This window comes from Peribacillus sp. Bi134 (genome assembly GCF_918698065.1).
Taxonomy (GTDB): domain Bacteria; phylum Bacillota; class Bacilli; order Bacillales; family DSM-1321; genus Peribacillus.
Genome location: NZ_CAKKLN010000001.1, coordinates 548,214 through 573,203 on the forward strand (window position 1 = coordinate 548,214; position 24,990 = coordinate 573,203).

General features: G+C 39.2%; 18 protein-coding genes and 2 pseudogenes. 19 read left to right on the forward strand and 1 reads right to left on the reverse strand.

All coding sequences use genetic code 11. The features are described from left to right. The first annotated feature begins 41 nt into the window (after positions 1-41). The 3 genes from nirB (LQ188_RS02585) (at position 42) to cobA (ending at position 5,482) form a co-directional block, all read left to right on the forward strand. A complete protein-coding gene (gene nirB, locus LQ188_RS02585; RefSeq protein WP_230175941.1) occupies positions 42-2,363 on the forward strand; it encodes a nitrite reductase large subunit NirB in 2,322 nt (773 codons plus the stop codon). A gap of 87 nt (positions 2,364-2,450) precedes the next feature. Then, positions 2,451-4,601, forward strand: a complete 2,151-nt coding sequence (locus LQ188_RS02590; protein ID WP_101222195.1) for a molybdopterin oxidoreductase family protein — start codon at positions 2,451-2,453, stop codon at positions 4,599-4,601. A gap of 110 nt (positions 4,602-4,711) precedes the next feature. Continuing rightward, entirely contained in the window at positions 4,712-5,482 is a 771-nt protein-coding gene (gene cobA, locus LQ188_RS02595; RefSeq protein ID WP_230175942.1) for a uroporphyrinogen-III C-methyltransferase, read from the forward strand. Positions 5,483-5,662: 180 nt separating this feature from the next. On the opposite strand, the gene LQ188_RS02600 is transcribed toward cobA, so the two are convergent. After that, on the reverse strand, positions 5,663-5,998 hold the full coding sequence (locus tag LQ188_RS02600; protein WP_286141290.1) for a MerR family transcriptional regulator: 336 nt from the start codon (positions 5,996-5,998) through the stop codon (positions 5,663-5,665). 195 nt (positions 5,999-6,193) lie between these two features. Here LQ188_RS02600 and nirB (LQ188_RS02605) point away from each other — a divergent pair, with 195 nt between their 5' ends. From nirB (LQ188_RS02605) to LQ188_RS02680, 16 genes and pseudogenes are all read left to right on the forward strand, one after another. Further along, entirely contained in the window at positions 6,194-8,608 is a 2,415-nt protein-coding gene (gene nirB, locus LQ188_RS02605; protein WP_230175943.1) for a nitrite reductase large subunit NirB, read from the forward strand. Positions 8,609-8,625: 17 nt separating this feature from the next. Beyond that, complete coding sequence (gene nirD / locus LQ188_RS02610; protein ID WP_101222192.1) at positions 8,626-8,943, forward strand: nitrite reductase small subunit NirD; 318 nt, start codon at positions 8,626-8,628, stop codon at positions 8,941-8,943. 446 nt (positions 8,944-9,389) lie between these two features. Beyond that, positions 9,390-11,006 carry a family 14 glycosylhydrolase gene (locus LQ188_RS02615; RefSeq protein WP_230175944.1) on the forward strand — a complete coding sequence of 539 codons (1,617 nt, stop codon included), beginning with the start codon at positions 9,390-9,392 and terminating at the stop codon, positions 11,004-11,006. A 674-nt stretch (positions 11,007-11,680) separates the two neighbouring features. After that, positions 11,681-12,106, forward strand: a complete 426-nt coding sequence (locus LQ188_RS02620) for an OsmC family protein (RefSeq protein ID WP_101222189.1) — start codon at positions 11,681-11,683, stop codon at positions 12,104-12,106. A 356-nt stretch (positions 12,107-12,462) separates the two neighbouring features. Further along, positions 12,463-12,783, forward strand: a complete 321-nt coding sequence (locus tag LQ188_RS02625) for a hypothetical protein (protein ID WP_063593579.1) — start codon at positions 12,463-12,465, stop codon at positions 12,781-12,783. Positions 12,784-13,095: 312 nt separating this feature from the next. Then, positions 13,096-13,557, forward strand: a complete 462-nt coding sequence (locus LQ188_RS02630; protein WP_230175945.1) for a hypothetical protein — start codon at positions 13,096-13,098, stop codon at positions 13,555-13,557. A gap of 745 nt (positions 13,558-14,302) precedes the next feature. Further along, positions 14,303-14,629 (forward strand): annotated as a pseudogene (locus tag LQ188_RS26790) (metalloregulator ArsR/SmtB family transcription factor); the annotation flags it as partial. Further along, positions 14,630-15,022, forward strand: coding sequence for an SRPBCC domain-containing protein (locus tag LQ188_RS02640; RefSeq protein ID WP_230176014.1), 393 nt, complete (start codon positions 14,630-14,632; stop codon positions 15,020-15,022). Between the two features lie 81 nt (positions 15,023-15,103). After that, positions 15,104-15,693 (forward strand): annotated as a pseudogene (locus LQ188_RS02645) (YdeI family protein). Positions 15,694-16,435: 742 nt separating this feature from the next. Next, entirely contained in the window at positions 16,436-18,379 is a 1,944-nt protein-coding gene (locus LQ188_RS02650) for a transporter substrate-binding domain-containing protein (RefSeq protein ID WP_230175946.1), read from the forward strand. A 24-nt stretch (positions 18,380-18,403) separates the two neighbouring features. Further along, positions 18,404-19,780, forward strand: a complete 1,377-nt coding sequence (locus LQ188_RS02655; protein ID WP_230175947.1) for a sigma-54 dependent transcriptional regulator — start codon at positions 18,404-18,406, stop codon at positions 19,778-19,780. Positions 19,781-19,942: 162 nt separating this feature from the next. Beyond that, on the forward strand, positions 19,943-20,950 hold the full coding sequence (locus LQ188_RS02660) for a TAXI family TRAP transporter solute-binding subunit (protein ID WP_230175948.1): 1,008 nt from the start codon (positions 19,943-19,945) through the stop codon (positions 20,948-20,950). A 19-nt stretch (positions 20,951-20,969) separates the two neighbouring features. Continuing rightward, positions 20,970-22,070, forward strand: a complete 1,101-nt coding sequence (locus tag LQ188_RS02665) for an ABC transporter substrate-binding protein (protein ID WP_230175949.1) — start codon at positions 20,970-20,972, stop codon at positions 22,068-22,070. A gap of 18 nt (positions 22,071-22,088) precedes the next feature. Continuing rightward, entirely contained in the window at positions 22,089-23,249 is a 1,161-nt protein-coding gene (locus LQ188_RS02670) for an ABC transporter ATP-binding protein (RefSeq protein ID WP_230175950.1), read from the forward strand. Further along, the gene (locus tag LQ188_RS02675) at positions 23,213-24,157 is read left to right on the forward strand and encodes an ABC transporter permease (RefSeq protein WP_230175951.1); all 945 of its coding nucleotides are present in this window, start codon (positions 23,213-23,215) and stop codon (positions 24,155-24,157) included. The genes LQ188_RS02670 and LQ188_RS02675 overlap by 37 nt, the downstream gene beginning before the upstream one ends. Then, a complete protein-coding gene (locus tag LQ188_RS02680; RefSeq protein WP_094246734.1) occupies positions 24,157-24,963 on the forward strand; it encodes an ABC transporter permease in 807 nt (268 codons plus the stop codon). Before LQ188_RS02675 ends, LQ188_RS02680 begins: the two co-directional genes overlap by 1 nt. Positions 24,964-24,990: the final 27 nt, after the last annotated feature.

Genomic DNA, 24,990 nt, shown 5'->3' on the forward strand with positions numbered 1-24,990 from the left:
AATTATATCGGTTTGTTTCAGTACTTGTTTGGGGGGATAAAATGTTTAAACAAAAACTGGTCCTTATAGGGAACGGAATGGCGGGATTACGCTGTGTTGAATCAATTATCAGGAATGATCCGGCTGCTTTTGAGATTACTGTTTTCGGCAGTGAACCACACGTCAACTATAACCGAATCTTATTGTCGACTGTGCTCCAAGGCAACACTTCTTTTGAAGATATTACGATAAATGATCGAAACTGGTATACGAAGAACAATATCCAATTGTTCACAGGGGAAACGGTTGTAAAAATTGATAAAGAGACTCGGAAGTTAAAAACGGACAAAGAACGGGAAGTTTACTACGATAAGCTGATAATTGCCACAGGTTCTGTCCCGTTTATTCTTCCTGTTACCGGTGTTGATAAAGAAGGCGTCATTGCATTTCGGACGATTGAAGATTGCCAAAAGATGATTGAAACTTCACGCAAATATAAAAAAGCTGTCGTTATTGGAGGTGGTTTATTAGGTTTAGAAGCAGCGAGAGGGCTGTTAAACCTTGGTATGGGAGTGCATGTCGTTCATATTGCTGACCATTTAATGGAAAGGCAGCTTGATTCAAAGGCATCACTTTTGCTGCAAAAAGAGTTGGAAAACCAGGGAATGAACTTTCTTTTGAAAAAGGAAACACAGGAGTTAATCGGCAACGAACGTGTAGAGCGCGTCCGTTTTAAAGACGGAACGGAGCTGGAAGCAGATTTGGTCGTTATGGCTGTGGGAGTCAGACCGAATATTCAGTTGGCCAAAGAAAGCGGAATTGATACAAATCGTGCCATTATTGTAAACGATTATTTAGAAACCAGCATCCCAAATATTTATGCGGTTGGTGAATGTGCTGAACATCAAGGCATTGTTTATGGATTGGTGAAACCTCTATATGAACAAGGTGAAGTGCTGGCAAAGCATATTTGTGAGATGAAATGCAACGGATACCAAGGCTCTGTCCTGTCCACCCAGTTGAAAATATCAGGAGTTGAGTTATTCTCTGTTGGAGATTTCATTGGTGATGAAACAACGAAATCAATCACAACTATAGATGAATTAGATGGTGTTTATAAAAAGGTGGTTTTTCAAGGGGAAAAAATAATGGGTGCTGTGCTGTATGGAGATACAAACATCAGCTCACGATTACTCGATATGATTATAAAGCGCCAAGAAGTATCTTCAGAGGAAAAGCGTGCACTGTTCCAATCATCAAGTACGGGTGAGGGAATAATCGCTTCGATGGCAAATCATGAAATCATGTGCAATTGTAATGCTGTTTCAAAAGGGGCAATCATTGAAGCGGTTCAAAAAAAGGGATTAACAACAGTGGAACAAGTTAAACAATGCACAAAGGCTACCGGTTCTTGCGGTGGATGTAAGCCGGCAGTTACCGAGCTTTTGACCTATATTCAAAGTAATCTCTCTACTCAGGATGAGAAACAAACTGCGTTTTGCTCATGTACGACATTAACGGAAGATGAAGTCGTGTATAAAATGCAGCTCCAAGACTTAAAAACTATCGAAGAAGCGATGGATGTTCTTCAATGGGGAAATGACGGAGGCTGTTCAACTTGCCGGCCGGCCCTTAGCTATTATTTAGGGATGATTCATCCAGAATACGAGATCAGGCAGCAAACCCTCTTCATAAATGAAAAAAAGAATGCAACAGTTCAAAGTGATAATCGATACTCTATTATCCCGCAAATGTACGGCGGGATGACGAATGCGAAAGACTTGCGAAAAATTGCAAATGTTGCAGATAAATATGATATATCTCATGTGGCGATAACAAGTGAACAAAGGATTCATTTAATGGGTGTGAAAAAAGAAGACCTTCCAAGTGTGTGGGCTGATTTAGACATGCCGTTAAGTTCGAAATATGGTAACACCGTTCAAAACGTCAAAACATGTATCGGTGAGAATGTTTGCTCTTGTGAAAAACAGCAATCCCTTTTACTTGCTGTAGATTTGGAAAAAAGATTGGAGCATGTATCAACACCTTATCGTATTAAGATGGGCATATCTGCTTGTATGCATAACGGTGCAGGATCAACAACGAAAGATATAGGTGTCATGGGCGTTGACAGGGGCTGGGAAATATATGTGGGCGGAAGCAGCGGACGTAATATTCGTGCCGGTGAACTGTTATGTGTAGCCGGGACAAATGATGAAGCAATTGAAATCATCATCGGCTTTATTCAATATTATCGTGAAACAGCCAATTACTTAGAACGGACTTGGCAATGGATTGAACGAGTGGGTTTAATTCATGTTAGAGAAGTTTTGTTTGATAATGAACTTAGCCAGCAACTATCTCAACGATTGGAAATGGCGTAGATGAGTGAATGAACTAAGTGGAATTACCTTTAGATAAACGGATAATGTTTGTATCAGAAGAAATCAAAGAGTAGAGGGTGAGCAGCCTTGACTGAATTATTATTAAAATATTTCCGCACGAAGCAACAAGAGGTCCAATCAGAAAAACGATATGAAACACAATGTCCATTTTGCAGTATGCAATGTAAGATGCAGCTGTTGGAACAAACAATAGTGACAAGAAAAAAGTATATGACGATTGGAAAAGATAATCCAACCTCAGAGGGGCGCTTATGCATTAAAGGAATGAATGCACACCAACATGCATTGCATAACGACCGAATCAAATACCCATTACTTAAAAAAAATGGTGAATTTATTCGAATATCTTGGGAGGAGGCATTAAATCACATTAAGGAGAATTTCACAAGAATTCAAGCGGAAGATGGTGTAAATGCCTTATCTGTATATGGAAGTGCATCCATTTCAAATGAAGAAGCATATTTGCTTGGAAAATTTGCAAGAGTAGCTTTAAAAACAAAGTATATAGATTATAATGGCCGATTGTGCATGTCCGCAGCTGCTTCGGCAGCAAGCCAAACGTTTGGTATGGACAGGGGCCTAACCAACAGCTTATCAGAGGTTCCGTTCACAAAGTGCATTATCTTGGCGGGCACGAATATTGCGGAATGCCAGCCGACAATCATGCCATACTTCGAAAAAGCGAAACAAAATGGGGCATATATCATTGCTGTAGATCCAAGAGAAACAGCAACAACGAAAATGGCTGACTTACATCTAAAAGTAAAACCAGGGATGGATGCCGCCTTGGCAAACGGATTATTGAAAGTGATCATTGAAGAAGGTTTTACTGATGAAGCATTTATCCGGGACCGTGCAAATGGCTACAACGAAGTTAAAGAGTATGTTACATCTTTAAAGTTGGAGGAAATTGCAGAAATGACAGGGGTGCCTATCGACCAAATTCAAAAAGCGGCTGCAATGTTCGGGAAAGAAGAATCAGGAATGATTTTTACAGCAAGGGGAGTTGAACAGCAAACAGATGGTTCGGCTGCTGTTCGTAATTTTCTTAATATTCTTATTGCTACAGGGAAAATTGGAAAAGTGAATTCCGGTTATGGAGCTATCACTGGACAGGGAAATGGGCAGGGAGCAAGAGAACATGGCCAAAAGGCTGACCAGCTGCCGGGGTATCGTATGATTGAAAATGAGGAACATAGATTACATATTGCAAGAATATGGGGAATTGATGAAGCCGATTTGCCGCGTAAAGGCGTATCGGCATACGAATTGATAGAGAAGATAAATGAAGGTGAAATTACAGGAATGTTTTTAATGTGTTCCAATCCAATTGTTTCAAATCCCAATGCTAACTTTGTCAAAAAGGCTTTGAAAAAATTAAAGTTTCTTGTCGCAGTAGACATGTTCGTTTCTGAAACTGCTAGATTGGCAGATTTAATTTTACCTACTTCGTCTTATTTAGAGGATGAAGGAACGATGACAAATTTAGAAGGACGGGTGACCTTGCGGGAAGCCAGTTTTTCCTCCCCTGGGGAAGTGAAGCATGATTGGCAAATCATTTGTGATATAGCAAAAGCTCTTGGAAAAGAGGAGTATTTCCCCTTTCAATCTGCGAAAGAGATTTTCGAAGAATTGAGAGTGGCAAGCCGCGGGGGGACCGCTGATTATTATGGTATAACATATGATCGATTAAGAAAAGAAGGAGGCATATTGTGGCCATGCCCAACCATTGACCATAAAGGGACAAAAAGGTTATTCGAAAAGTCCTTTGCCCATCCGGATGGAAAGGCGGCCATGGTTGTGGTTAATAATGTGCCTCTTGTTCCAAAAGAACAGCCATGTACGGATTTTCCCCTTTATTTAACAACAGGGAGAATCATGTCACATTATTTAACAGGAGTACAAACGAGAAAAAGCTCATCATTAGCCGCCAGAAATTTCGAATCATATATGGAAATCCATCCGGAAACAGCAAAGAAATATCATATTCCAGACAATACATTGGTGAAAATCGAATCAAGGCGGGGAAGTATTGTTGTAAGAAGCAAATGGTCAGCAACCATTCGCCATGATACAATTTTCGTTCCTTTTCATTGGGCAGACTCACAAAATGTCAATCGCCTCGTTTCACAGGATTTAGACCCGACATGCAAAATGCCTGGCTTTAAAGTCAGTGCTGTAAAAGTTCATCCAATAGTTGAGTTAACGTCTCATTAAGGGAGGTTTTCTTCCCGTTCATCATAATGTATTTTTGGTTTTATCATAATTGAACAGCAGAGCCTAATTACACAGGGCTTTCATGACTAAACAACAAAAGGGGAAAAAGGATGCAAAAAGGTAAGGTCTATATTGTTGGTGCCGGACCTGGTGATCCGGACTTAATTACTGTCAAGGCAATCAAATGCATCGCGGAAGCGGATGTCATCTTGTATGATCGATTGGTAAATCGTGAATTGCTTTTATACGGTAAACCTGAAGCTGAATATATTTATTGCGGTAAAGCGCCTGGTAAACATTATGTCCCTCAAGAGGACATTCACCAATTGTTAATTAGTAAATCAATGGAGGGAAAAACGATTGTTCGTCTAAAAGGGGGAGATGGTTTCATCTTTGGACGAGGCGGTGAGGAAGCAGAAGTACTAGTAAAGCACGGAATTCAATTTGAAATAGTTCCTGGAATCACGTCTGGAATCGCTGCGCCAGCTTATGCTGGAATTCCCGTGACTCACAGGGAATGGGGGAGTTCCTTCGCAATTGTCACGGGACACTGCGTGACCGGCAAACCTGATAACATCAATTGGCATCATTTGGCACATGGTGTTGACACCATTGCAATTTATATGGGTATTAAAAACCTGCCATATATCTGTAAACAATTACAATCCTGCGGAAAGAAGCCTGAAACCGCCATCGCTGTCATTGAACAAGGAACGACAGGTTTTCAACGAACTTTTACAGGAACAATCGACTCAATAGTGGGGATTATTACAAGAGAGCAGGTTGCCAATCCCGCAATGATTGTAATAGGAGAAGTGGTGAAATTATCCGAGAAGCTATCATGGTTTTCAGAGAAGACAAAAAATAAGGAGTTCGCTTAGAAGAGGAATGATTAGCCAAAAAACTTTTACTGTAATGAAAATGAAAACTGGACATGAAAGTCATCATGTCCAGTTTTTATAGATGTAAAGTGAATTTGTTACCTGGCTAATCGAAGTTTGAAATAAGCATAGTTACGGTATGTAGTGAATCGGCTTATAATTGCGGTTGCTTAGCGAAAATCAATTGCGTAGGCCAAAGTGTGCATTTAATTGGCCCTGCAGCATTTTTTTTCGCATTTTTTCCTGTTCAATTTTTCTGTTCTCTTTTAATTTTTCCTGCCTAATTTCATTGGTTTGCACTCCATCCTCTATTTTATCGGCAATTTCCACTAATGCCTTAACGTCGGAAAAAGAGTATTTACGGTTACCCCCCTTAGATCTTTCGGGGAAAACGAGTTTTCTTTCTTCATAGTAACGGATTTGTCTATCGGATAGTCCGGTTAATTCTCTGACCACCCCTATGGAAATTACTTTTCTGTCTAAATAAGTTTCTTTTTGCTGGACGATGAAAATCACCTCATTTTGGATTTATGCTAGATCAATAAGGATATTATATCCTAATTTTCTGAATATTTGTAATAAAAACTAACATTAATTATTAATTTTTAAAAACTATGTAAGATTTTATTACACACTTGTGGCGATAAAAAGTGACGTCACCTATAATCAATCATATCATCCTTTCAAAAAAATCTTATTGGAGGACAAAACATGGCTAAGCAGAAATTGGCACTCATTGGGAATGGTATGGCTGGAGTAAGATGTATAGAAGAAATTTTGAAAATTCAACCGGAAAGGTTTGAGGTGACTGTCTTCGGAAGTGAGCCGCATCCGAATTATGATCGAATCCAACTATCGAATGTATTGCAAGGGGCTACGACGATAGATGAAATAACAATAAATGATTGGAACTGGTACAAAGAAAACAATATTACACTTTTTTCAGGTGAAACTGTCACGAACATCGACACCACTAAGCAAATCATATATTCAGATGCAAATCGTGAAGTCGCATATGATCGATTAATTTTAGCTACCGGATCAATCCCATTCATTTTACCGATAAACGGAGCTGATAAAAAAGGAGTGACAGCATTTCGAAATATTGAAGACTGTGAAAAAATGATCGAATATTCAAAAAACAAAAATAAGGCTGCTGTCATTGGTGGAGGATTACTGGGTCTTGAAGCAGCCAGAGGTCTTTTGAATCTAGGTATGCAGGTAGATGTTATTCACCTTTCGGAATATTTGATGGATAGACAGTTAGATCCAGCAGCAGGAAAAATGCTGCAAAGGGAACTTGAAAGCCAGGGGATGAATTTTTATCTTGGGAAACAAACTCAGGAGGTTTTAGGTGAAATTGATGTCAAAGGATTGCGCTTTAGTGATGGCGAGGAAATCAGCGCCGATTTAGTGGTCATGGCCGTTGGGATTAAGCCAAATGTTGCTATGGCCCAAGATTGCGGCATCCCTGTCAATCGAGGAATTATCGTGAACGATTATATGGAGACAAGAATCCCGAATATTTTTGCAGTCGGTGAATGTGCGGAACACCGTGAAATGGTATATGGTTTGGTCGCTCCCCTATATGAACAGGGCAAAGTATTGGCCAAAAGGATTTGCAGCCTCGAAGACAAAGCTTACGAGGGTTCAGTGCTGTCTACTAAGTTAAAAATATCTGGTGTTGATGTATTTTCGGCTGGAGAAATTTTCGAGGATGAACAAGCTAAATCAATCAAGGAATTTAATGAATGGAATGGCACTTACAAAAAAGTAATGATTCGAAATGGAAAAATTTCTGGTGCGGTATTATTCGGGGATACAAAGGAAAGCAATAACCTATTGAGCATGATCAATAAAAATGCCGAGGTTTCCGAATATTTAAACGCTGGAACGAGTGAAACTAGTGTTAGTCTTGTCACTGCGATGTCAAATGAGGAAATCATCTGTGGTTGTAATGGAGTAACCAAGGGCGATATTATGACGGCTATCGAATCTAATGGGTTAACAAGTATTGAGGAAGTAAAAGGCTGCACAAGTGCTTCGAGATCATGCGGAGGGTGTAAGCCGTTAGTCGGTGATATTCTCGAGCTGACATTAGGCGCTGAATTCAGTAAGTCAAACCAGAAGGAATCCATATGCACGTGCACCACATTATCCAGAGATGAGGTTGTTGCTGAAATACGCGAAAAAAATCTGACCCATACTCGGGAAGTCATGAATGTTCTCGGCTGGAATACAAGTGATGGTTGCTCGAAGTGTAAACCGGCACTGAACTATTACTTAGGCATGATCCATCCTGTTGAATATGAAGATGAAAAAGAATCCCGCTATGTCAATGAAAGGCTACATGCAAATATTCAAAAGGATGGTACATTTTCCGTTGTGCCAAGAATGTATGGAGGTGTCACTAATCCTGATCAATTACGGAAAATAGCAAATGTTGCCGATAAGTATAATGTTAAGTTACTTAAGGTTACAGGCGGGCAAAGAATAGATTTGTTCGGCGTTGAAAAAGAAGACCTTCCAAAAGTATGGGCTGACCTGGATATGCCTTCTGGATATGCTTATGGAAAAACCCTTCGAACTGTGAAAACATGCGTCGGTGAAAACTTTTGCCGCTTTGGCACCCAAGATTCAATTGGGCTGGGCGTTGCCCTGGAGAAGAAATTTGAACGTGTAGGCACACCGCATAAGGTTAAGATGGCTGTGTCGGCATGTCCTCGTAATTGTGCTGAATCCGGTATCAAAGATCTTGGTGTTGTCGGAGTGGACGGTGCATGGGAAATTTATATTGGCGGCAACGGCGGAACCCATTTAAGAGCTGCTGAATTATTATGCAAAGTGAAAACAAGTGATGAGGTAATTGAAATTACGGGTGCATACATCCAACATTATCGAGAGACTGCCAATTATTTAGAAAGAACATCTGTCTGGGTTGAGCGTGTAGGGTTCGATACCATTAAGGCGATTATTGGTGATAAGCAAAAAAGGATGGAGCTTAATCAACGCTTGGATGAGGCCTTATCCGTATTGCAAGAACCGTGGAAAGAAATCATTGAGAGCAATGCAATCCAAACCGGTTTATTCCAAAAAGTGAAAATTCCAGCTATATCAAATAAATGAATATGGGGGCAGCCTAAATGGGGAAAACTCTTCAAAAGATAAAGGTTTCAACAGTAAATGAGATGCCAAAAAACCTGGGGAAAACAGTAACCATAGGCTCTCATGAAATTGCTCTTTTTCATTTGGCAAATGGTGAATTCCGGGCAATTGAAAATCGTTGCCCACATAAAGGTGGGGTTCTAGTGGAAGGCATTGTAAGTGGTGATCACGTCTTTTGCCCGATGCATGACTGGAAAATCAGTGTCAAGAATGGAGAAGTCCAAAAACCTGATAATGGTTGCGTTAGGACATTCAATGTTGAAATAGAAGATGATAATGTTTATATCGTTTTATAACCAGCTGCTCTGGATAGTCTCTTATACTATCCATCTTGTAGACAAAAGGGTTCTATCTAAAAGTTAAAACAAGTTGATTGGATCGGGTGTTCGAGACTCCTGCGGGAAAAGCGCGTCCAGGGGAGACCCCGCGCAAAGGCGCCGAGGAGGCTCCCGGACCGCCCGCAGAAAGCGAGTGCTGGAGGCAACATTCATTGCACAAACCATAAAAAAACTAAAGACAGACTCGATTTTCATTGAGTTTGTCTACAGTCTGCTGGATAGTCTCTAAGACTATCCATTTTTTCTTTGCTGTGTTTTGAACTAAATTTCCCTGGCAGAATAATTGATAAATATTTCCAAAGGCAATATACTTTCTAGTATAGGAATTCCTTTATTAAAACGAATGAATGTAAGCGATTTCGATGAACAAATGAATAAAGTTATAGGGGAAGGTTGGCGTTTTTATGAACAAATTATCTGTTGGCGTTTTTACCTTTATGCTGTATTTTGTTCCTTTATCAAATACACCTGGAATAGCAGAAGAAAAACCAGATTACAAGCTTTATGTAATGGCCCCATTGGGTGAAATAACAGATTGGGAGGCATTTGAAGCACAGTTAACCCAGTTGAAGGAAAATGGAGTATATGCAATAACGACAGATATTTGGTGGGGATTAGTCGAGAGTAAAAAAGATAATCAGTTTGATTGGACTTATTATAAAAAATACGCTGAAACCGTAAAAGCTTCTGGTTTAAAATGGGTGCCCATTTTGTCTACACATCAATGCGGCGGTAATGTGGGGGATGATTGCAACTATCCCATCCCGAGTTGGCTCTGGAATAAAGACACTCTAGAAAACATGGCATTCAAGAGTGAAAGTGGTTTCTGGAATAAGGAAGTACTTGCTCCATGGTGGGAAGGTACAGCCGATCAGTACAACGAATTGTATAAATCCTTTGCAGTGAACTTTGCTGATAAGAAGGATTTAATAGCTAAAATATATTTAAGTGCAGGGCCAGCTGGGGAACTAAGATACCCCTCCTATCAAAATGCTGATGGCTGGGAATATCCTGAAAGGGGACAGCTCCAAGCTTATACAGAAGGAGCGAAACGTGATTTCAGGCTTAACATGAGAGAAAAATATTCAACAATAAAAAAATTAAATGCTGCCTGGGGCAAAACGTATAAAAACTGGAAAGAGGTTCAGCCGCCAGGAAATGGGGATGAATTTTTCACCAGGGGCGGAGCAATCGACACTCAATTTGGATACGACTTTATGCAGTGGTATCAAGGTGCACTCGAAAAGCATCTTGCAAAAATCTCTAAATTTGCCCATAAACATTTTGATGAAGTCTTTGGCGTTCCAATTGGAGCTAAAATCTCAGGCGTCCATTGGAAAATGAATGATCCAGTACTGCCGCATTCAGCAGAGTATAGTGCAGGGTATTATAACTACTCCCAATTATTGAATCAATTTAAAAAATCGAAGATGGCCCTCACGTTCACCTGTTTGGAAATGGGAGATCAAGATGCACATACTGCGCCTTCATATAGCGCTCCTAAGACGTTGGTGACCCATATTGCTTCTTTGGCTAATGAAAAAGGAATTTCATTAAACGGGGAAAATGCACTCCCGCTGATCAACAATGAAGAGGGCTTTGACAATATAGCAGAAATGGTTTTTAACCATGATTTTGAGGGATTTACCTTGCTAAGGATGTCCTATTTATTCGACGATGAAGGAAATCCAACAAATGAGTTCAGGATGATGGCTGATAAATTGAAAGGCATGTCCATTCCAGTTACATTCACAGTTGAAAATGTACCTGCCACACATGGAGTTTACTTAATTGGGGATAGAGGAGAAATAGGCAGATGGAATCCTGAGGATTACGAATATAAACTCACTCAAAGCACAGAAGGCAGCTGGAGTGGAACATTTCTATTAGCCGAAAATCGATTTTATGAATTCAAGTTCGTCCTAAAAGATGAAAATGGCAATATCACATGGCAAGATGGGGAAAATAATAGTTATAAAACTCCTTTGAGTGGAGAAGGAAACTATAAAACTGCTTGGTAAATGAAGAAATGATGTCTTTCATTTTGCAAGCTTAAAATGTTTCTATCGAAATTTTAAAACCATTATATCCAAAAATGGCGGTTCGAAAAGCTCTCACAACCATGTTCTATAGGTAAAATTAGTTATCCATCTTGTTTTTTACACATAAATATATGGATGAACCCCTGAATAGATTGAAGAAATTTGCGACACTCCTGCCGAAAAACTGGCTAGCCGAGACCCCACAGACGCTCGCGTCGAGAAGGCTTGGCAGGCAGTCAGCGGAAAGGTAGCGGATTTCTGAAATCACCTGGAATGTTTTTTTTTTGAGTGTTTCAATCTAAAATTTAATACAAAGGTCGATTGGAACCAGTGTTCGAAACTCCCGCGGGAAGGGCGCGTCCTGAGGCGCACTGGGCGCAAGACCACCCATGGAAAGCGAGTGCCTTAAGGCCAATGTTCAAATTTTACAGTATGACTAACTAATTAGGTATTGTGGGAAGAATATAAGGTATGGAAAGTCATCAAAAGTTAGAGTATAAGAAATCCAGAAGCCCAGTGCACTGTATATTTACGCACTGACCCCATTGGGGAAATATTTTTAAATACTTAAATGAAATGCATTTACGTTAAATGGAAATACGGACTATTTTTAGAACAGAACAAAACAACAAGAAAGGGAGGAATTGAAATATATGAAGACAATGATTACATGGACAGGGGAACTGGCATTTTCTGGCACAACTCCGTCGGGACATGAAATTAAGATGGATGCTGCCGAAGAAGCAGGAGGAAAAAATAGCGGAGCCAGACCCACGGAGTTACTTTTACATTCTCTTGCTGGGTGCACAGGTATTGATATTGTAATGATATTAAAAAAAATGCGATTTGAAACAAAGGCCTTTCAAATAGAAATAGAAGGGGCACGATCGGAAAATCATCCTAAACGGTTTACCGATTTTCATATTCACTATTTATTAGAGGGTGATCTGCCTGAAGATAAAGTGGTCCGTGCAATTCAATTATCAAAAAATACGTACTGTTCAGTATATCACTCATTAAATGCCAACATTAAAATCAGCTATTCGATAAATGGTGTTAAAGGAAAACAAGAATTATAATTTAATGGCTTTAACTGAAAGTAGTTTATTCATTTTTCATATAAGAAAAACAGCCTTCATTTCATAATCAAATGGAGGCTGTTTTCGACTGAAATGAACATCCTTGTTTCACGGATAATCATCAATACCAAAACGTGCAAATCTCAGAAAATAATCCCTCTACATGTTAATCCTAGTCGTATTTTCAAAAAAAATCATTCTCCAATTTATTTTCAAGGTAACATAACTCCATTTTTTAGAAGGAAAGGGTTTATTTAGTCAGCAAGTAATCAAAATGTAATGGTTTGTCATTGGAATGCCCTTGATGTTATGAGTTTATCCATATAAACTTTAGATACTATTGAGGAGTGGTTAAGTTGAAAGAGATAACAATTGACAAATTAATTTTTAAAAATCATTTATCGATGATTGAACAATATTCATTGAAAGATTTCATGTTTAAGTGGCTCGGCAGCCCTGAAGAAGGATTAGATGATCTTCTTCCGCTTACATACACAGATCAAGTTTTTGCAAAAATGGAAACGACATTGGAGACAAAAATAAAGATTCACGGCGAAGAAACCTTCAGATATGTCACCATTACGGAAGATAATCAAATTGTAATAGGGGGCTTAGACTCGAATCAAGAGTTAAAGTTTAGAATTGTGTCCCTGGAGGAGCGATTGAAAAGCTACTAAAACTTTAGACTTAGCATTCTATACTTATCAAACTGAATCATATTTTTTAGATAAATAATTAAGGCCGTTCCTGTTTTTTAAGGAACGGTCTTTTTAAGGTATTTTTATTTTATTCACCATGTTAAGTGCAGCGTCAATACCATATAGGGTTGTTAACTGTTAAAGGAAGCCTTTACCTTATGCCAGTTCAGCGAGTAATTCTATAAACTCGCGTTATTTCTGGATTAATTTAACAAAATATAAACGATTATAGATTTGTCTTAGTGTATTATAAAGTAATGAAGTCGATTAAATTAATTGGGGGGATTTGAGATGAGCGAGATGTTGAAAAGTTCGATAAAAATGCTTTTGAAAGAAACGTTTGAAGGACCGGGAAATGATGGGAGCTATTATACTGATTCAAGACCGAATACAGGGATTTTTGGGACACTTGATGGTTTAACCGCAGAAGACGCTTCACGTTCCATAAATGGATCAACCATTGCTGCTCACTCAGACCACACACGGTATTATTTATGGGTAATCCGAACAATGATTAGTGGCACAGACTTTGAAAAAGACTGGGACGCAAGCTGGACCATTGCTCAAGTTGATGAGGTGAAATGGGCGGAAATAAGGGAGGGATTACATAAGGAATATGTAACTCTTTTCAAAGAAATCGATACAATCGATTTAGGAAAATGGCTGACAAATGTAAATGCGACCATTGCCCACTCAGCTTATCATCTTGGAGCATTACGTCAAATGTTAAAAAGTCTTGAAATAGACAAATAATTTATTATATCGAGGGTTTGTAATTGATTTCCTCTTCAGGCACTCGCTTTCCGCGGGCGGTCCGGGAGCCTCCTCGGCGCTCTTGCGCCTACGGGGTCTCCTTGGACACGCTTTTCCCGCAGAAGTCTCGAACACCCGATCCAATCAACTTGAAAGCAGAATTTAAAATTTGTCCACCATTAATTCCCCCGTATCACCCTCACCCTCTGGATTTCCTCCTATCAAATGTGTCTCATATCTGCTTTCGGATATCGGGGGATATACTTCCTTTCTCGAATGATACGATCATAATCTCTACCCAATTTGTCTAGTGAATCAAGGAATAATAAACCTCCGCCCTCGCGAATGATTAAGAGCATTGCCTGATATTGAGTCCGGTTAAATTCTTTCCACTTTGCTTATCAATGAGGATATATCGCTGCTTACTTCCAAGCTTACGAAGTTTTTTAGGATGCCCGTTTTCGATTCTGATCTTTTGCAAAAAAAGCGGCTAACAATTGGTTATTTATGTATAAGTGTTAGTTTCTTAACAAATGTACTGTATCAAACAGGGAAATTTAGTTGTAAAAGGATTTAATAAGGTTGAAGCTTAATCTATTGAACAACTAGTAAATAAGGAACCTATATACTTGATGATAGGAGAATAAAACAAATACCATGTGTCAATACTAAAATTGACAGGACACCAATTGGTGTCATATAATAAAAGACACCAATCGGTGTCCAATTAAAAGGGGGGGTGATTTTGAACGAGAAAAATCAAGAGCGTGATATTTATGCAGCCATCGCTGACCCAACAAGACGTAAATTGCTACGTTTGTTGGCGGACGTGGAAGAATTGCCACTCAATGAGTTGACTATACATTTTGAAATGGGCCGTACTGCGGTTTCAAAGCATTTGACAATCCTTAAAGAGGCTGGTCTCGTAATCAGCAGAAAGATCGGCAGGGAAACGCGTTATCGGCTGAATGCTGCCCCGTTGAGGGAAATTGAGGATTGGGTATCGTTTTACAGGAAATTCTGGAGTGAAAGAATGCTGCTTTTAAACCAAATATTAGAGGAGGAACAAAAGATGAATTTAACAGTATCACAAGATTTTAATTTTAAGAGCCCAATCGAGAAGGTATGGCTCGCCTTAACGGATGCAAATACTCTTGCGAAGTGGGTAATGGCTAATGATATTAAACCTGTCGTCGGACATAAATTTCAGTTCCGGAATGAACAGTGGAATTTAGTTATCGATTCCGAAGTTCTTGAAGTTGAGGAGCCTTATAGATTATCTTACACTTGGGTAGGTAGCGGGATAAACACTACAGTCACATGGACATTAAAGCACGAGGATGGAACAACCTATTTACATCTTGAACAATCAGGATTCGAAAAAGAAGATCAAGCGTTCAATGGTGCGAAATATGGTTGGGCGAAAATGGGCGAAGATCTTAATAAATTGTTAGAGGAAATGTAAGATCAAGTCTCTTAACCTGTTTTTTAGTTTTTAGCTAACGCATAAGAAAAGCAAACTGCTCGGAAAGAGGAGTGTTCCGTGATGTCAAATAGTAGAATGAATCCTAAGGTTGATGAATTTTTAAGTAAAGCTAAAAAGTGGAAGGACGAATATGAGACGCTGAGAAATATCGTTCTTGACTGTGACCTGACCGAAGAATTTAAGTGGATGCATCCTTGTTACACGTTTGAGAAAAAAAACATCGTTTTAATACATGGATTTAAAGAATATTGTGCACTTCTGTTTCACAAAGGTTCCTTGTTACAGGATCCCCATGGGATTCTAATCCAACGGAGAATGTACAGGGGGCGCGCCAGATTCGGTTCACCAATGTTCAAGAAATAGTAGCAACGGAAACCATTCTGAAAGCCTATATTCATGAAGCCATTGAAGTTGAAAAAGCCGGTTTGGAAGTAAATTTTAAAAAGAACGAAGAATTCATAATTCCTGAAGAACTTCAAAACAAATTCGATGAAATCCCTGCCTTGAAAACTGCTTTTGAAGCATTGACCCCGGGACGGCAAAGAGCATACATTCTTCATTTTTCTCAACCGAAACAATCTAAAACTCGAGAGTCAAGAGTTGAAAAATGTATGCAGAATATTCTCAATGGAAAGGGATTAAAGGATTAGTATATTCGATAAGAAAAAAAGTAATGATCCTTAAAGAAACTAAGTAATGAAAATAATGGCCCAATTTCTCAATTTTAATACTGGGAAATTGGGCTTTTTTTGAAATTTCGATTTAGGAAAATGGCTGACAAATGAAAATGCGACCACTGCCCACTCAGCTTATCATCTTGGAGCGTTACGGCAAATGTTAATAAGCCTTGAAATTGAAATTACTTTAACATAAAAATGCCAATGTATCTATATGTTCCGAAGTGTCTCAATGCCAACCATGATTTTAAAGAAAGACATGTTTATCCTTCATTTTTTTAGAATGAAACCCCCATTAGATTGAAGAAATATGCGACACTCCTGCCGAATAACTGGCTAGCAGAATCTAAACAGACGTTTGGTCGGGGAGCTTGGCAGACAGGCGGCGGAAAGGGAGCGAAATTCTGAAATCAACTGGATTTTTAAAAAAAGCAAACTGGCTCTTCTTCTAATTTAAAATAAGAAGTCTATCTCTAACCTAAACCCCAGCAAAGGTTGCTGGGGTTAAATTTATTTGTTAAGACAGAATTACACAACTTTTTGTTGGAAATTGTTAGATTGTGTCAAGAATTCTTTGCATTTTAAAGGGTTCAAGCCCTTATTGGAGAAGTATATTATCATGGTGTTTTAGCCGAGAAACACTGACTGCAAGGATTTTGACACAGAAGGAGGGCTCTTAATTAAAAAGCAGCTGTTTAAACTAAGTATATTTTGCATGATAGTCTATGTTCAAACGCTTTGGTCTCCCGCTGTTTTTGCTGAACAAAAGACTTTTATAATTGCTGGAGAAAGTGCTCTTCCTCCATTTTCATTTGAAAATGAAGCTGGTGAGCTGACAGGCATCAATATTGATTTAATGGAGGAAATAGCAAAATATAATGGCGTAGATTTCAAATATATTCCGATGAGGATGGAAGAAGCCGAAAAAGCCTTGAGTAACGGAACAATTGATGCCATTGTTGGAAGTACCTATAATACCGAAAAAGATAACCGACTTGATTTCACTCAATCCTATTTTACAATGTCCCAATCAATAATCATTCCTAGTAAAAGGAAACAGGAAATTCATACGTTAACGGATCTACGTGATTCACATGTTGTCCTTGACCATAACACTCCAGTAATCAGTACTTTTCTCAATATGAGGAATACAAATTTAACGACCGTTTCGAATCAATACTCGGGTATTTTAACATTATTGAACAACCGTGCAGATGTATTCATCGGAAACAAATGGACTGCTGATTTCTATTTAAAAAAATTCCGCCAAGAAAAGAATTACATCATTCTTGATGAAGTCATTGAACCGGCGGATTATACGATTGCAGTAAAAAAAGGGAATCAATCGCTTCTTTTCATGATGGATAATACACTGACAGAACTTAAAGCAAACCGGAATATCAATGGGATAATTGATAAATGGGTCATGCCACAATCCAATCAAAAAATTGCTAGGCTGGAGCAATTCATATTCTGGTTGATTATCAGCTTAACTGCAGTAGCCCTTATCCTACTATTCATTTACATATGGAATCAAAAGCTAAAAAAATCCGTTCATAACCAGACGTTAAAATTACATTTATTAAATAAGGATTTAGAGAAACAAAGGCAAAACATCGCTAACGCTGAAGCATTCAAAGATCAAATCTTAAACAATATCAATAATGGAATCATCACATTCGATCTCGATTTCGTGATTACCAGCTGCAATGCAAAGGCATCGGACATTCTCAACATTTCCAAGGAAATGATTCTGAATCTTATGAATCATTCACAATTAATGAAGAATTTCGAAGCTTTACATCAAGAACAAAGGGAGAATAATCGCACGGGTTCTTTTCAGATCTTGGTACTTAATGAGGAAAATGAACAGAAGATGATTTCATATTCGATGCATAAGATGTTCAATTCTGAAGATATACAAACCGGATATTTGCTTTCCATGAGTGATGAGACGGAAAAGAAAACATTGGAGAAAAAATTGGTCACACAAGAAAAGCTGCACGCTCTTGGTCAACTCGTTGCAGGCGTCGCACATGAAATAAGGAATCCTTTGACATCGATAAAAACATTCATTGATTTACTTCCGAGTAAATATGATAATCCTCAATTCCGACAAGTTCTAATGGAACACTTGCCTACAGAAGTTAATCGTTTGAATGCGATTGTTACCGATTTAATTGAATATGCACGTCCGCAACCTCCAAATATTACCAATTGTCACGCTCATGAACTTATATCATTACTTGCTTTTCATAAGGTGACAATGGAAAAAAACCAAATAAATTTCGAGCAGACGATTGAGGAGGACCTTATTTTTTATATAGATTTACAACAAATTCAACAAGTACTTCTTAACTTGGTGTTGAATTCGATTCATGCCGTTGAAGAAACAAAAGAAAAGACCATTAATATCACCATTGATAAAGAGAACGAAAAGACAGGGCGGATTACCATATCCGATACAGGAAAAGGGATGAAACAGGAGGAACTGTACCATATTTTCGAACCTTTTTTCACAAATAAAGAAAAGGGAGTCGGTTTGGGACTTACGTTATCGTATAGGCTAATTAAAGAGAATAACGGAGATATCCATGTGAAGAGTTATCCTAATTCAGGAACGAAATTCACCATTTTACTACCTTTATATATCGAATAGAAGCCTGGAAAGAGGAGGAGTAATATGAAAATGCAAGTATTGGTGATTGACGATGAACCTGCTATTTGCACCGCTCTTAGCTTTGCATTGGAAGATTCCTATCAAGTCGTAACAACTACTGACCCCGATGAGGGTCTTCGAAAGATCGAGAATCAGCACTTTGATATTGTGTTACTTGATTTGAGAATAGGGAATAAAAGTGGACTTGATGTCCTACAGAAAACCAAACAAATAGCACCTAACGTGACAGTCATCATGATGACTGCCTATTCATCCATTGAAACTTCCATCGAGGCTATAAAAAAAGGAGCCTACTACTATATTGAAAAGCCAATTAATATAGAAGAGCTTTCTTTGCTCTTGATGAGGGCAGCCGAATTCAAACAGATTTCCAATCAATTGGAGACATTGCATGAAGAATTAGAGATTCAAAAGAGATTTGGTAACTTCCTTGGTAACAGCAAGGCGATGCAGCGTATTTTCTCAATGATAGAAAGAGTGAAAGATATTGATTCCAGTGTTCTTATCACGGGTGAGAGTGGTACTGGTAAGGAGCTTGTAGCCCGAAACATCCATACGCTGGGAAGAAGGAAAAACAATCCCATGCAGATTGTCAATTGTGCAGCAATTCCTGAGATGCTGCTGGAATCTGAATTATTCGGTTACGAGAAGGGAGCATTTTCCGGTGCAACTCAGAGGAAGGAAGGGAAATTCGTTGCTGCTAATGGAGGCATCCTTTTTCTGGATGAGATTAGTGAAATGCCCCTTCCACTTCAAGCTAAATTATTAAGGGTATTGCAGGAACGGGAAGTGACGCCACTGGGATCTAATACAAAAATCTCATTGGATGTCCGGATTATAAGTGCAGCCAATAAAAACCTGGAGCAAATGGTGATGGAAGGGGAATTTAGGGAGGATTTGTATTTCAGGCTAAATGTCATTCCCATCTCGATGCCGCCTTTAAGAGATAGAAAAGAAGATTTACCGATCCTTATGGATTATTTTTTAAAAAAGCACGCTAAGGATATGAATCGTGAAGAAAAGACATTCTCGGCAACCGCACGTCGAATTTTACTGGATTATCATTACCCTGGGAATGTCCGTGAGCTTGGTAACATTATAGAATATGCTGTGGCCCTATCAAACTCGAAAAGAATGGAAGAAACCGATTTGCCGCAATATGTACAAGAACAGAAGTTCATTCTCCAGCCGGATGGCAATGACGACGATTTTAACAGTTTTAGGATTCCCATTGGCATTTCCATGAAAGAGATAGAAGAAAAGGTCATAACGGCCACTCTTCAATATTGTAAAAACCATCGACAAAAAACAGCTCAAATCTTAAAAATTTCTGAAAGAAGCCTTCGTGATAAAATCAAGCTCATTTCAAAAGGAGAATAACAGGATTATCGTGTTAACCGGCATTTTTTTCTGTGTAACCGGAAAAAATTGCCGGTTTATACTTGAGTAACACCCAAAAAATCGGCAGGATTTGCGTATTAAAGCAGAAAATCGACTTGGCATGATATTTGCATCTAAATTCATTAAGAAAGGAGGGCCACGATGAAGAATGGAGCACTCTTTATAAAAGTCGCTTTGTTATTTTGTTTCATGACAGGATGTTCTTTTATGAATGAGCAGCAGGAAATTTCTAAACCTGCTTCTACCTTGATTCAGAGTCAACTAACTTCTGAAGGACAGGATTTAAATAATAGGATGCTAATCATTGGGACTGGAGATATGACAGGTGTTTATTTTTCATTAGGACAAAGATTATCAAATATGTATGAAAAATATAATGGAGCTGTGTCAGGAACCCAGGTAACCGATGCTTCCATCGAAAATACTGAATTGGTTAGCCGCCATCGGGCAGAAATTGGTTTTACCACAGTGGATGTACTGGATTTGCCAGAGACGGATAAATCCAAGTTAAGAGCTTTAACGGCCCTATATTCCAATTATGTTCAAATTGTTACTGCTAAACAAAATGATATGGATTCCTTAGAAGATTTAGTTGGTAAACGCATTAGTGTGGGAACGGCAGGAAGCGGTACAAGACTTATTGCAGAGCGGGTATTGTTAGAATCTGATTTACCGACTGATCAATTGAATTTATCTTATCTTTCTTTTTCACAATCCGCAGAAGCATTACGAAATGGTACCATTGATGCAGCTTTCTTTTCTTCGGGAATTCCGAATAATGAAATCGTTTTCATATCCAAACAAATGGAGCTATCTTTCATTCCAATACCAGGAGACATCATTGAACGTCTTCAGAAACAATATGGAGTTTATACTCATGATGAAATTCCTAGAGATACATACAGGGGAATGAAGAAAAATGTCCAAACTATTTCAATTAAAAACGTCTTGGTAACCTACAAGGAAATGTCTGACCCTCATGCATACAATCTTGTGAAAACATTATATGAACATCTGCCTGAACTGCAGCATACACATCCGGCTGCTTCTGATATTTCAATAGAGGAAGCAACCAAACAAGTTCCACTCGATTTTCATCCAGGAGCCATGAATTATTTTACCGAACAAGGAATTATTGAAAATCAATGAAAAACGGGAGGCAATGACAATGAAAAAACTGATGAGTCTATTATCGATAATAGTATTGATCGCTCTTGCGGGTTGTGGTAACCCCACTCCACAAAAACCGGGGGAATCCGTACAAACAAGTGCAGGGGAAAAAGGAGAGAAGAAAATTACGATAGCCGGTAATGGCGGTGTCATTGAAAGTGCCATCCGAGATGTGATTGCACCAAAGTTCAAAGAAGAAACGGGAATCACTGTTAATTATATTTCCGGTTTATCAGGTGAAATCCTATCCAAAGTGGAATTACAGAAAAACGCTCCGCAAATAGATGTTGCCCTTTTTGTACCGGTTGATGTAATTCGCGCTCAGGAGAAGGAACTGATCGTACCAATTGATGAGTCCAATGTTCCCAATATGAAATCGGTGGACCCGCGTTTCATTCCGGTTGAAAAGACGGCCGCACCAGCATTCGGTTTAGTCATTGCACCAGCTTATAATACGGAAACCTTCAAAAAGAAAGGGTTAAAATCAATTGAATCCTGGAATGATCTTGTTTCTCCTGAGTACGAGGGTAAAACGGCATTTTCAGATATTACGAATGATTGGGGCTTCAATACCCTTAATGGTCTGGCGATATCAAACGGCGGCAGTACGGAAGATATGGAGCCGGGTCTAGAAAAGGCTAAAGATCTTGCAGCGTATTCCAATACATTTTATAAAAACTCAACGCAAATGATGCCAGCAATCCAACAAGGAGCTGCTGACGTAACGGTCATGGGAAGTTATTCCATAGGTGAACTAGCCGTTTCAGGTATTCCGATTAAGATGGCCGTGCCTAAAGAAGGCGTGCCGCTTCAAGCCTTCAGCGCAGGTCTAGTGAAAAATACGCCTAATAGCAAAGAAGCCCTTGAATTCATCAACTATGTAATCAGTGAAGAAGCTCAAGCATTAATTTCCGAAAAAGGATTTTATCCTACGGTAGAAGGCATGAAAATCCCAGAGAAATATGAAGAGTCAATCGGTCTTGAAGCAAGTGATAAAACATTCAAACCTGATTTCGCCAAGTTTGCCGAAATCCGTGCCGAGGTGTCAGACAGATGGGCGAAAGAGGTTACTCCTGAATTAGGGAAAAAACTCAAATAAAAGGAGCGTGTTGATCACATGGAAGTATTAAAAAAAGATGTGGAAATTAATAGGCAGCACCTGGAGGCAGTTCAGGGGTTCGGTTCAAATAAAAATGATGTAGAGATAAAAGGCGCGTTTAAACAATTTGGAGCGAATGTTGTCCTGAATGGCATTGACCTGGAGGTGAAACAAGGAGAGTTACTCACTCTTCTTGGGCCTTCCGGGTGCGGAAAGTCAACAACCTTGAACCTCATTGCAGGGTTCCTCGATGCAGATCGGGGCGAGGTTCATATTAAGGGCAATAATGTTACGAAGGTTCCGCCTTATAAGCGAGATTTAGGAATGGTTTTTCAAACTTATTCGCTTTTTCCTCATATGACTGTCTATGAAAATCTTAGTTTTGGCTTGAAGCTGCGCAAGGTCGGTAAAGCTGAGCAAAAAAAGAAAATAAGTAAAGCGCTTGAATTAGTGAAAATGTCAGGATTGGAAAATCGTTATCCACGGGAATTATCTGGAGGGCAGCGTCAGCGTGTTGCGATTTCCAGGGCACTTGTAGTTGAACCAGAGCTCCTTTTGCTTGACGAACCGCTTTCAAACCTTGATGCAAAGCTGCGCCATGAACTCAGGGCCGAGATAAAGCGTTTACAAAAGGAAATTGGCGTAACGACTATTTTTGTGACTCATGATCAAGAAGAAGCTCTTTCCATGTCTGATCGGGTCGTGGTCATGAATGCAGGGAAAATTGAACAAATCAGTACACCGACTGAGATTTACAATCATCCTAAGACAGAATTCGTCTTTCAATTCATCGGGAAATCGAATTGTTTTGAAGGGAATGTGTCTGCTGTGGATAAGCGGAAAGTTTCAGTCAAGATAGGGCCTGATATCACTCATGTTGATGCAAATAACATCATGGGAAATGATAGTGATTTGAATACTGGGGATAAGGTGAAGCTTTATATTAGACCAGAAAAACTGCAAATTGTCTCTCTTGATGAAAAATCTACATCTCCTTTGGATTTCCATCGTGCTAAGATCAGCCAAATTAATTATCTTGGTACCTCATGGGAAATCAATGTTCTATTACAGGGGAAAAGTTTTCAAGTATTGACTTCCGCTTTCGATTCATCATGGCAAAATGGAAGTGAGGTGTTGATTGGATGGAGCCCATCAGAAGTTATGCTAGTCAAGAAATAGAAAAGGATACGAATCCTATTGAGCCGCAAAAGAAACCTAAAAACAAGAAAAGGAAAGTATGGGTGCCAGGATTACTCCTTTTAACGCCGCTTCTACTTTTCATATTCGGTTTCTTTGTCATCCCGATGTTATACATTTTATATTTAAGCTTCATATCCACAGATAATCTGGGAGGAGCGGAGGCAGTTTATAGCCTGAAAAACTATACTCAATTATTTTCCGATAGCTATTACTTATCTTCTTTATGGCTGACAGTGAAGATCAGTTTATATTCGGTCTTGGTTGCTTTATTTCTTGGATATCCGGTAGCCTTAACGATGGCCAAAAGTTCAGCGCGGGTCAGAGGGTATATCACTCTCTTGATCGTGTCACCGCTCTTGGTAAGTATTGTTGTCCGTAATTTTGGCTGGTACCTCCTGCTATTGCCTAACGGAACGATTAATCAAACCTTGATGGCCCTTGGCATAATAGATGCACCATTGAAACTATTGTTTTCGGAAATCGGAGTTGTGATCGGGCTTTCCAATGCATATCTTCCTTTCATGATCTTATCCATCGTTGCGAGTCTTTATAATATCGATCCTTCTCTCGATAAGGCAGGAGCCATACTTGGGGCAAGCCCATTCAGAAGGTTCTTTTCGATTACATTGCCGCTAAGTATCCCTGGTATCGTATCTGGCTGCATTCTCGTATTCAGTTTGTCAATGAGTGCTTATGTAACCCCTGCACTGATGGGGGGAGCCAATGTGCCAGTGATGCCTGTTGTCATCTATGATCAAATAAATAACCTGCTGCATTGGACTTTCGGATCTGCACTTTCTTATATTCTATTAGCAACCACTGTCATATCAGTAGCCGTATTTACCAGAGCGTTTGAAAAAGGGAAATTCAAGGAGGTATTCCGATGATGAAAACGTTTGGCGGCCTGCGGATTGCTGTTGCCGTGTTGGCCATTATCTATATCTTGATACCGCTCATTGTCGTTATTCCCGCTTCTTTTACAAGTGCCAATTATCCAAGTTTTCCGGCTGAAGGCTTCTCACTTCAATGGTATGCCAAGATTTTGGAGCGTCCTGAATTTTTGGAAGCATTTTTGAACAGTGCGAAGTTCGCAGCATTAGCTGCCCTTTTCTCCGTCATATTCGGAACTTTGGGTGCCCTTGGCATCGCAAAGTATGATATACCTGGAAAATCGTATATTACGGCCCTATTAACTTCACCATTAAGTGTGCCGCAATTAGTCTTAGGGATTGCACTTTTAATGTACTTTACACCAATGATGCTTGCCGGTACGTCTACAGGATTTTTAATTGCCCATATCGTCATTTGCATACCTTATGTTATGCGGCTCGTCTTAACCGGTTTAAGTGGATTTGATTACAATCTCGAACGGGCTGCTGCCATTCTAGGAGCGAATCCATTAACAGTATTCATGAAAGTGACTCTGCCGCTAATTGGATCCGCGGCCATCTCAGGGGGATTATTCGCATTTTTGACATCATTTGATAATGTAACGGTCTCTCTCTTTATGGTATCACCGGAAATGAGAACGCTGCCGATCGAGATTTTCTCGCAAATGCAGGATGCCTACAATCCAATCGTTGCATCCGTGTCAAGCGTGGTTATTTTCATATCAGTCCTTCTAATCGTAATACTTGAAAAAATTCAAGGTGTCGGGAAAGTTTTTGGCGGTTCCCATCATACAAACGGTTAAAAACGATATATAAGATGTGACAAACGA

Coding starts and splice junctions, on each gene's coding strand:
- nirB (WP_230175941.1), top strand. CDS start 42: ATGTTTAAACAAAAACTGGTCCTTATAGGGAACGGAATGGCGGGATTA.
- nirB (WP_230175943.1), top strand. CDS start 6,194: ATGGCTAAGCAGAAATTGGCACTCATTGGGAATGGTATGGCTGGAGTA.
- LQ188_RS02670 (WP_230175950.1), top strand. CDS start 22,089: ATGGAAGTATTAAAAAAAGATGTGGAAATTAATAGGCAGCACCTGGAG.
- nirD (WP_101222192.1), top strand. CDS start 8,626: ATGGGGAAAACTCTTCAAAAGATAAAGGTTTCAACAGTAAATGAGATG.
- LQ188_RS02650 (WP_230175946.1), top strand. CDS start 16,436: ATGATAGTCTATGTTCAAACGCTTTGGTCTCCCGCTGTTTTTGCTGAA.
- LQ188_RS02660 (WP_230175948.1), top strand. CDS start 19,943: ATGAAGAATGGAGCACTCTTTATAAAAGTCGCTTTGTTATTTTGTTTC.
- LQ188_RS02615 (WP_230175944.1), top strand. CDS start 9,390: ATGAACAAATTATCTGTTGGCGTTTTTACCTTTATGCTGTATTTTGTT.
- LQ188_RS02675 (WP_230175951.1), top strand. CDS start 23,213: ATGGAGCCCATCAGAAGTTATGCTAGTCAAGAAATAGAAAAGGATACG.
- LQ188_RS02640 (WP_230176014.1), top strand. CDS start 14,630: ATGAATTTAACAGTATCACAAGATTTTAATTTTAAGAGCCCAATCGAG.
- LQ188_RS02620 (WP_101222189.1), top strand. CDS start 11,681: ATGAAGACAATGATTACATGGACAGGGGAACTGGCATTTTCTGGCACA.
- LQ188_RS02630 (WP_230175945.1), top strand. CDS start 13,096: ATGAGCGAGATGTTGAAAAGTTCGATAAAAATGCTTTTGAAAGAAACG.
- LQ188_RS02655 (WP_230175947.1), top strand. CDS start 18,404: ATGAAAATGCAAGTATTGGTGATTGACGATGAACCTGCTATTTGCACC.
- LQ188_RS02680 (WP_094246734.1), top strand. CDS start 24,157: ATGAAAACGTTTGGCGGCCTGCGGATTGCTGTTGCCGTGTTGGCCATT.
- cobA (WP_230175942.1), top strand. CDS start 4,712: ATGCAAAAAGGTAAGGTCTATATTGTTGGTGCCGGACCTGGTGATCCG.
- LQ188_RS02665 (WP_230175949.1), top strand. CDS start 20,970: ATGAAAAAACTGATGAGTCTATTATCGATAATAGTATTGATCGCTCTT.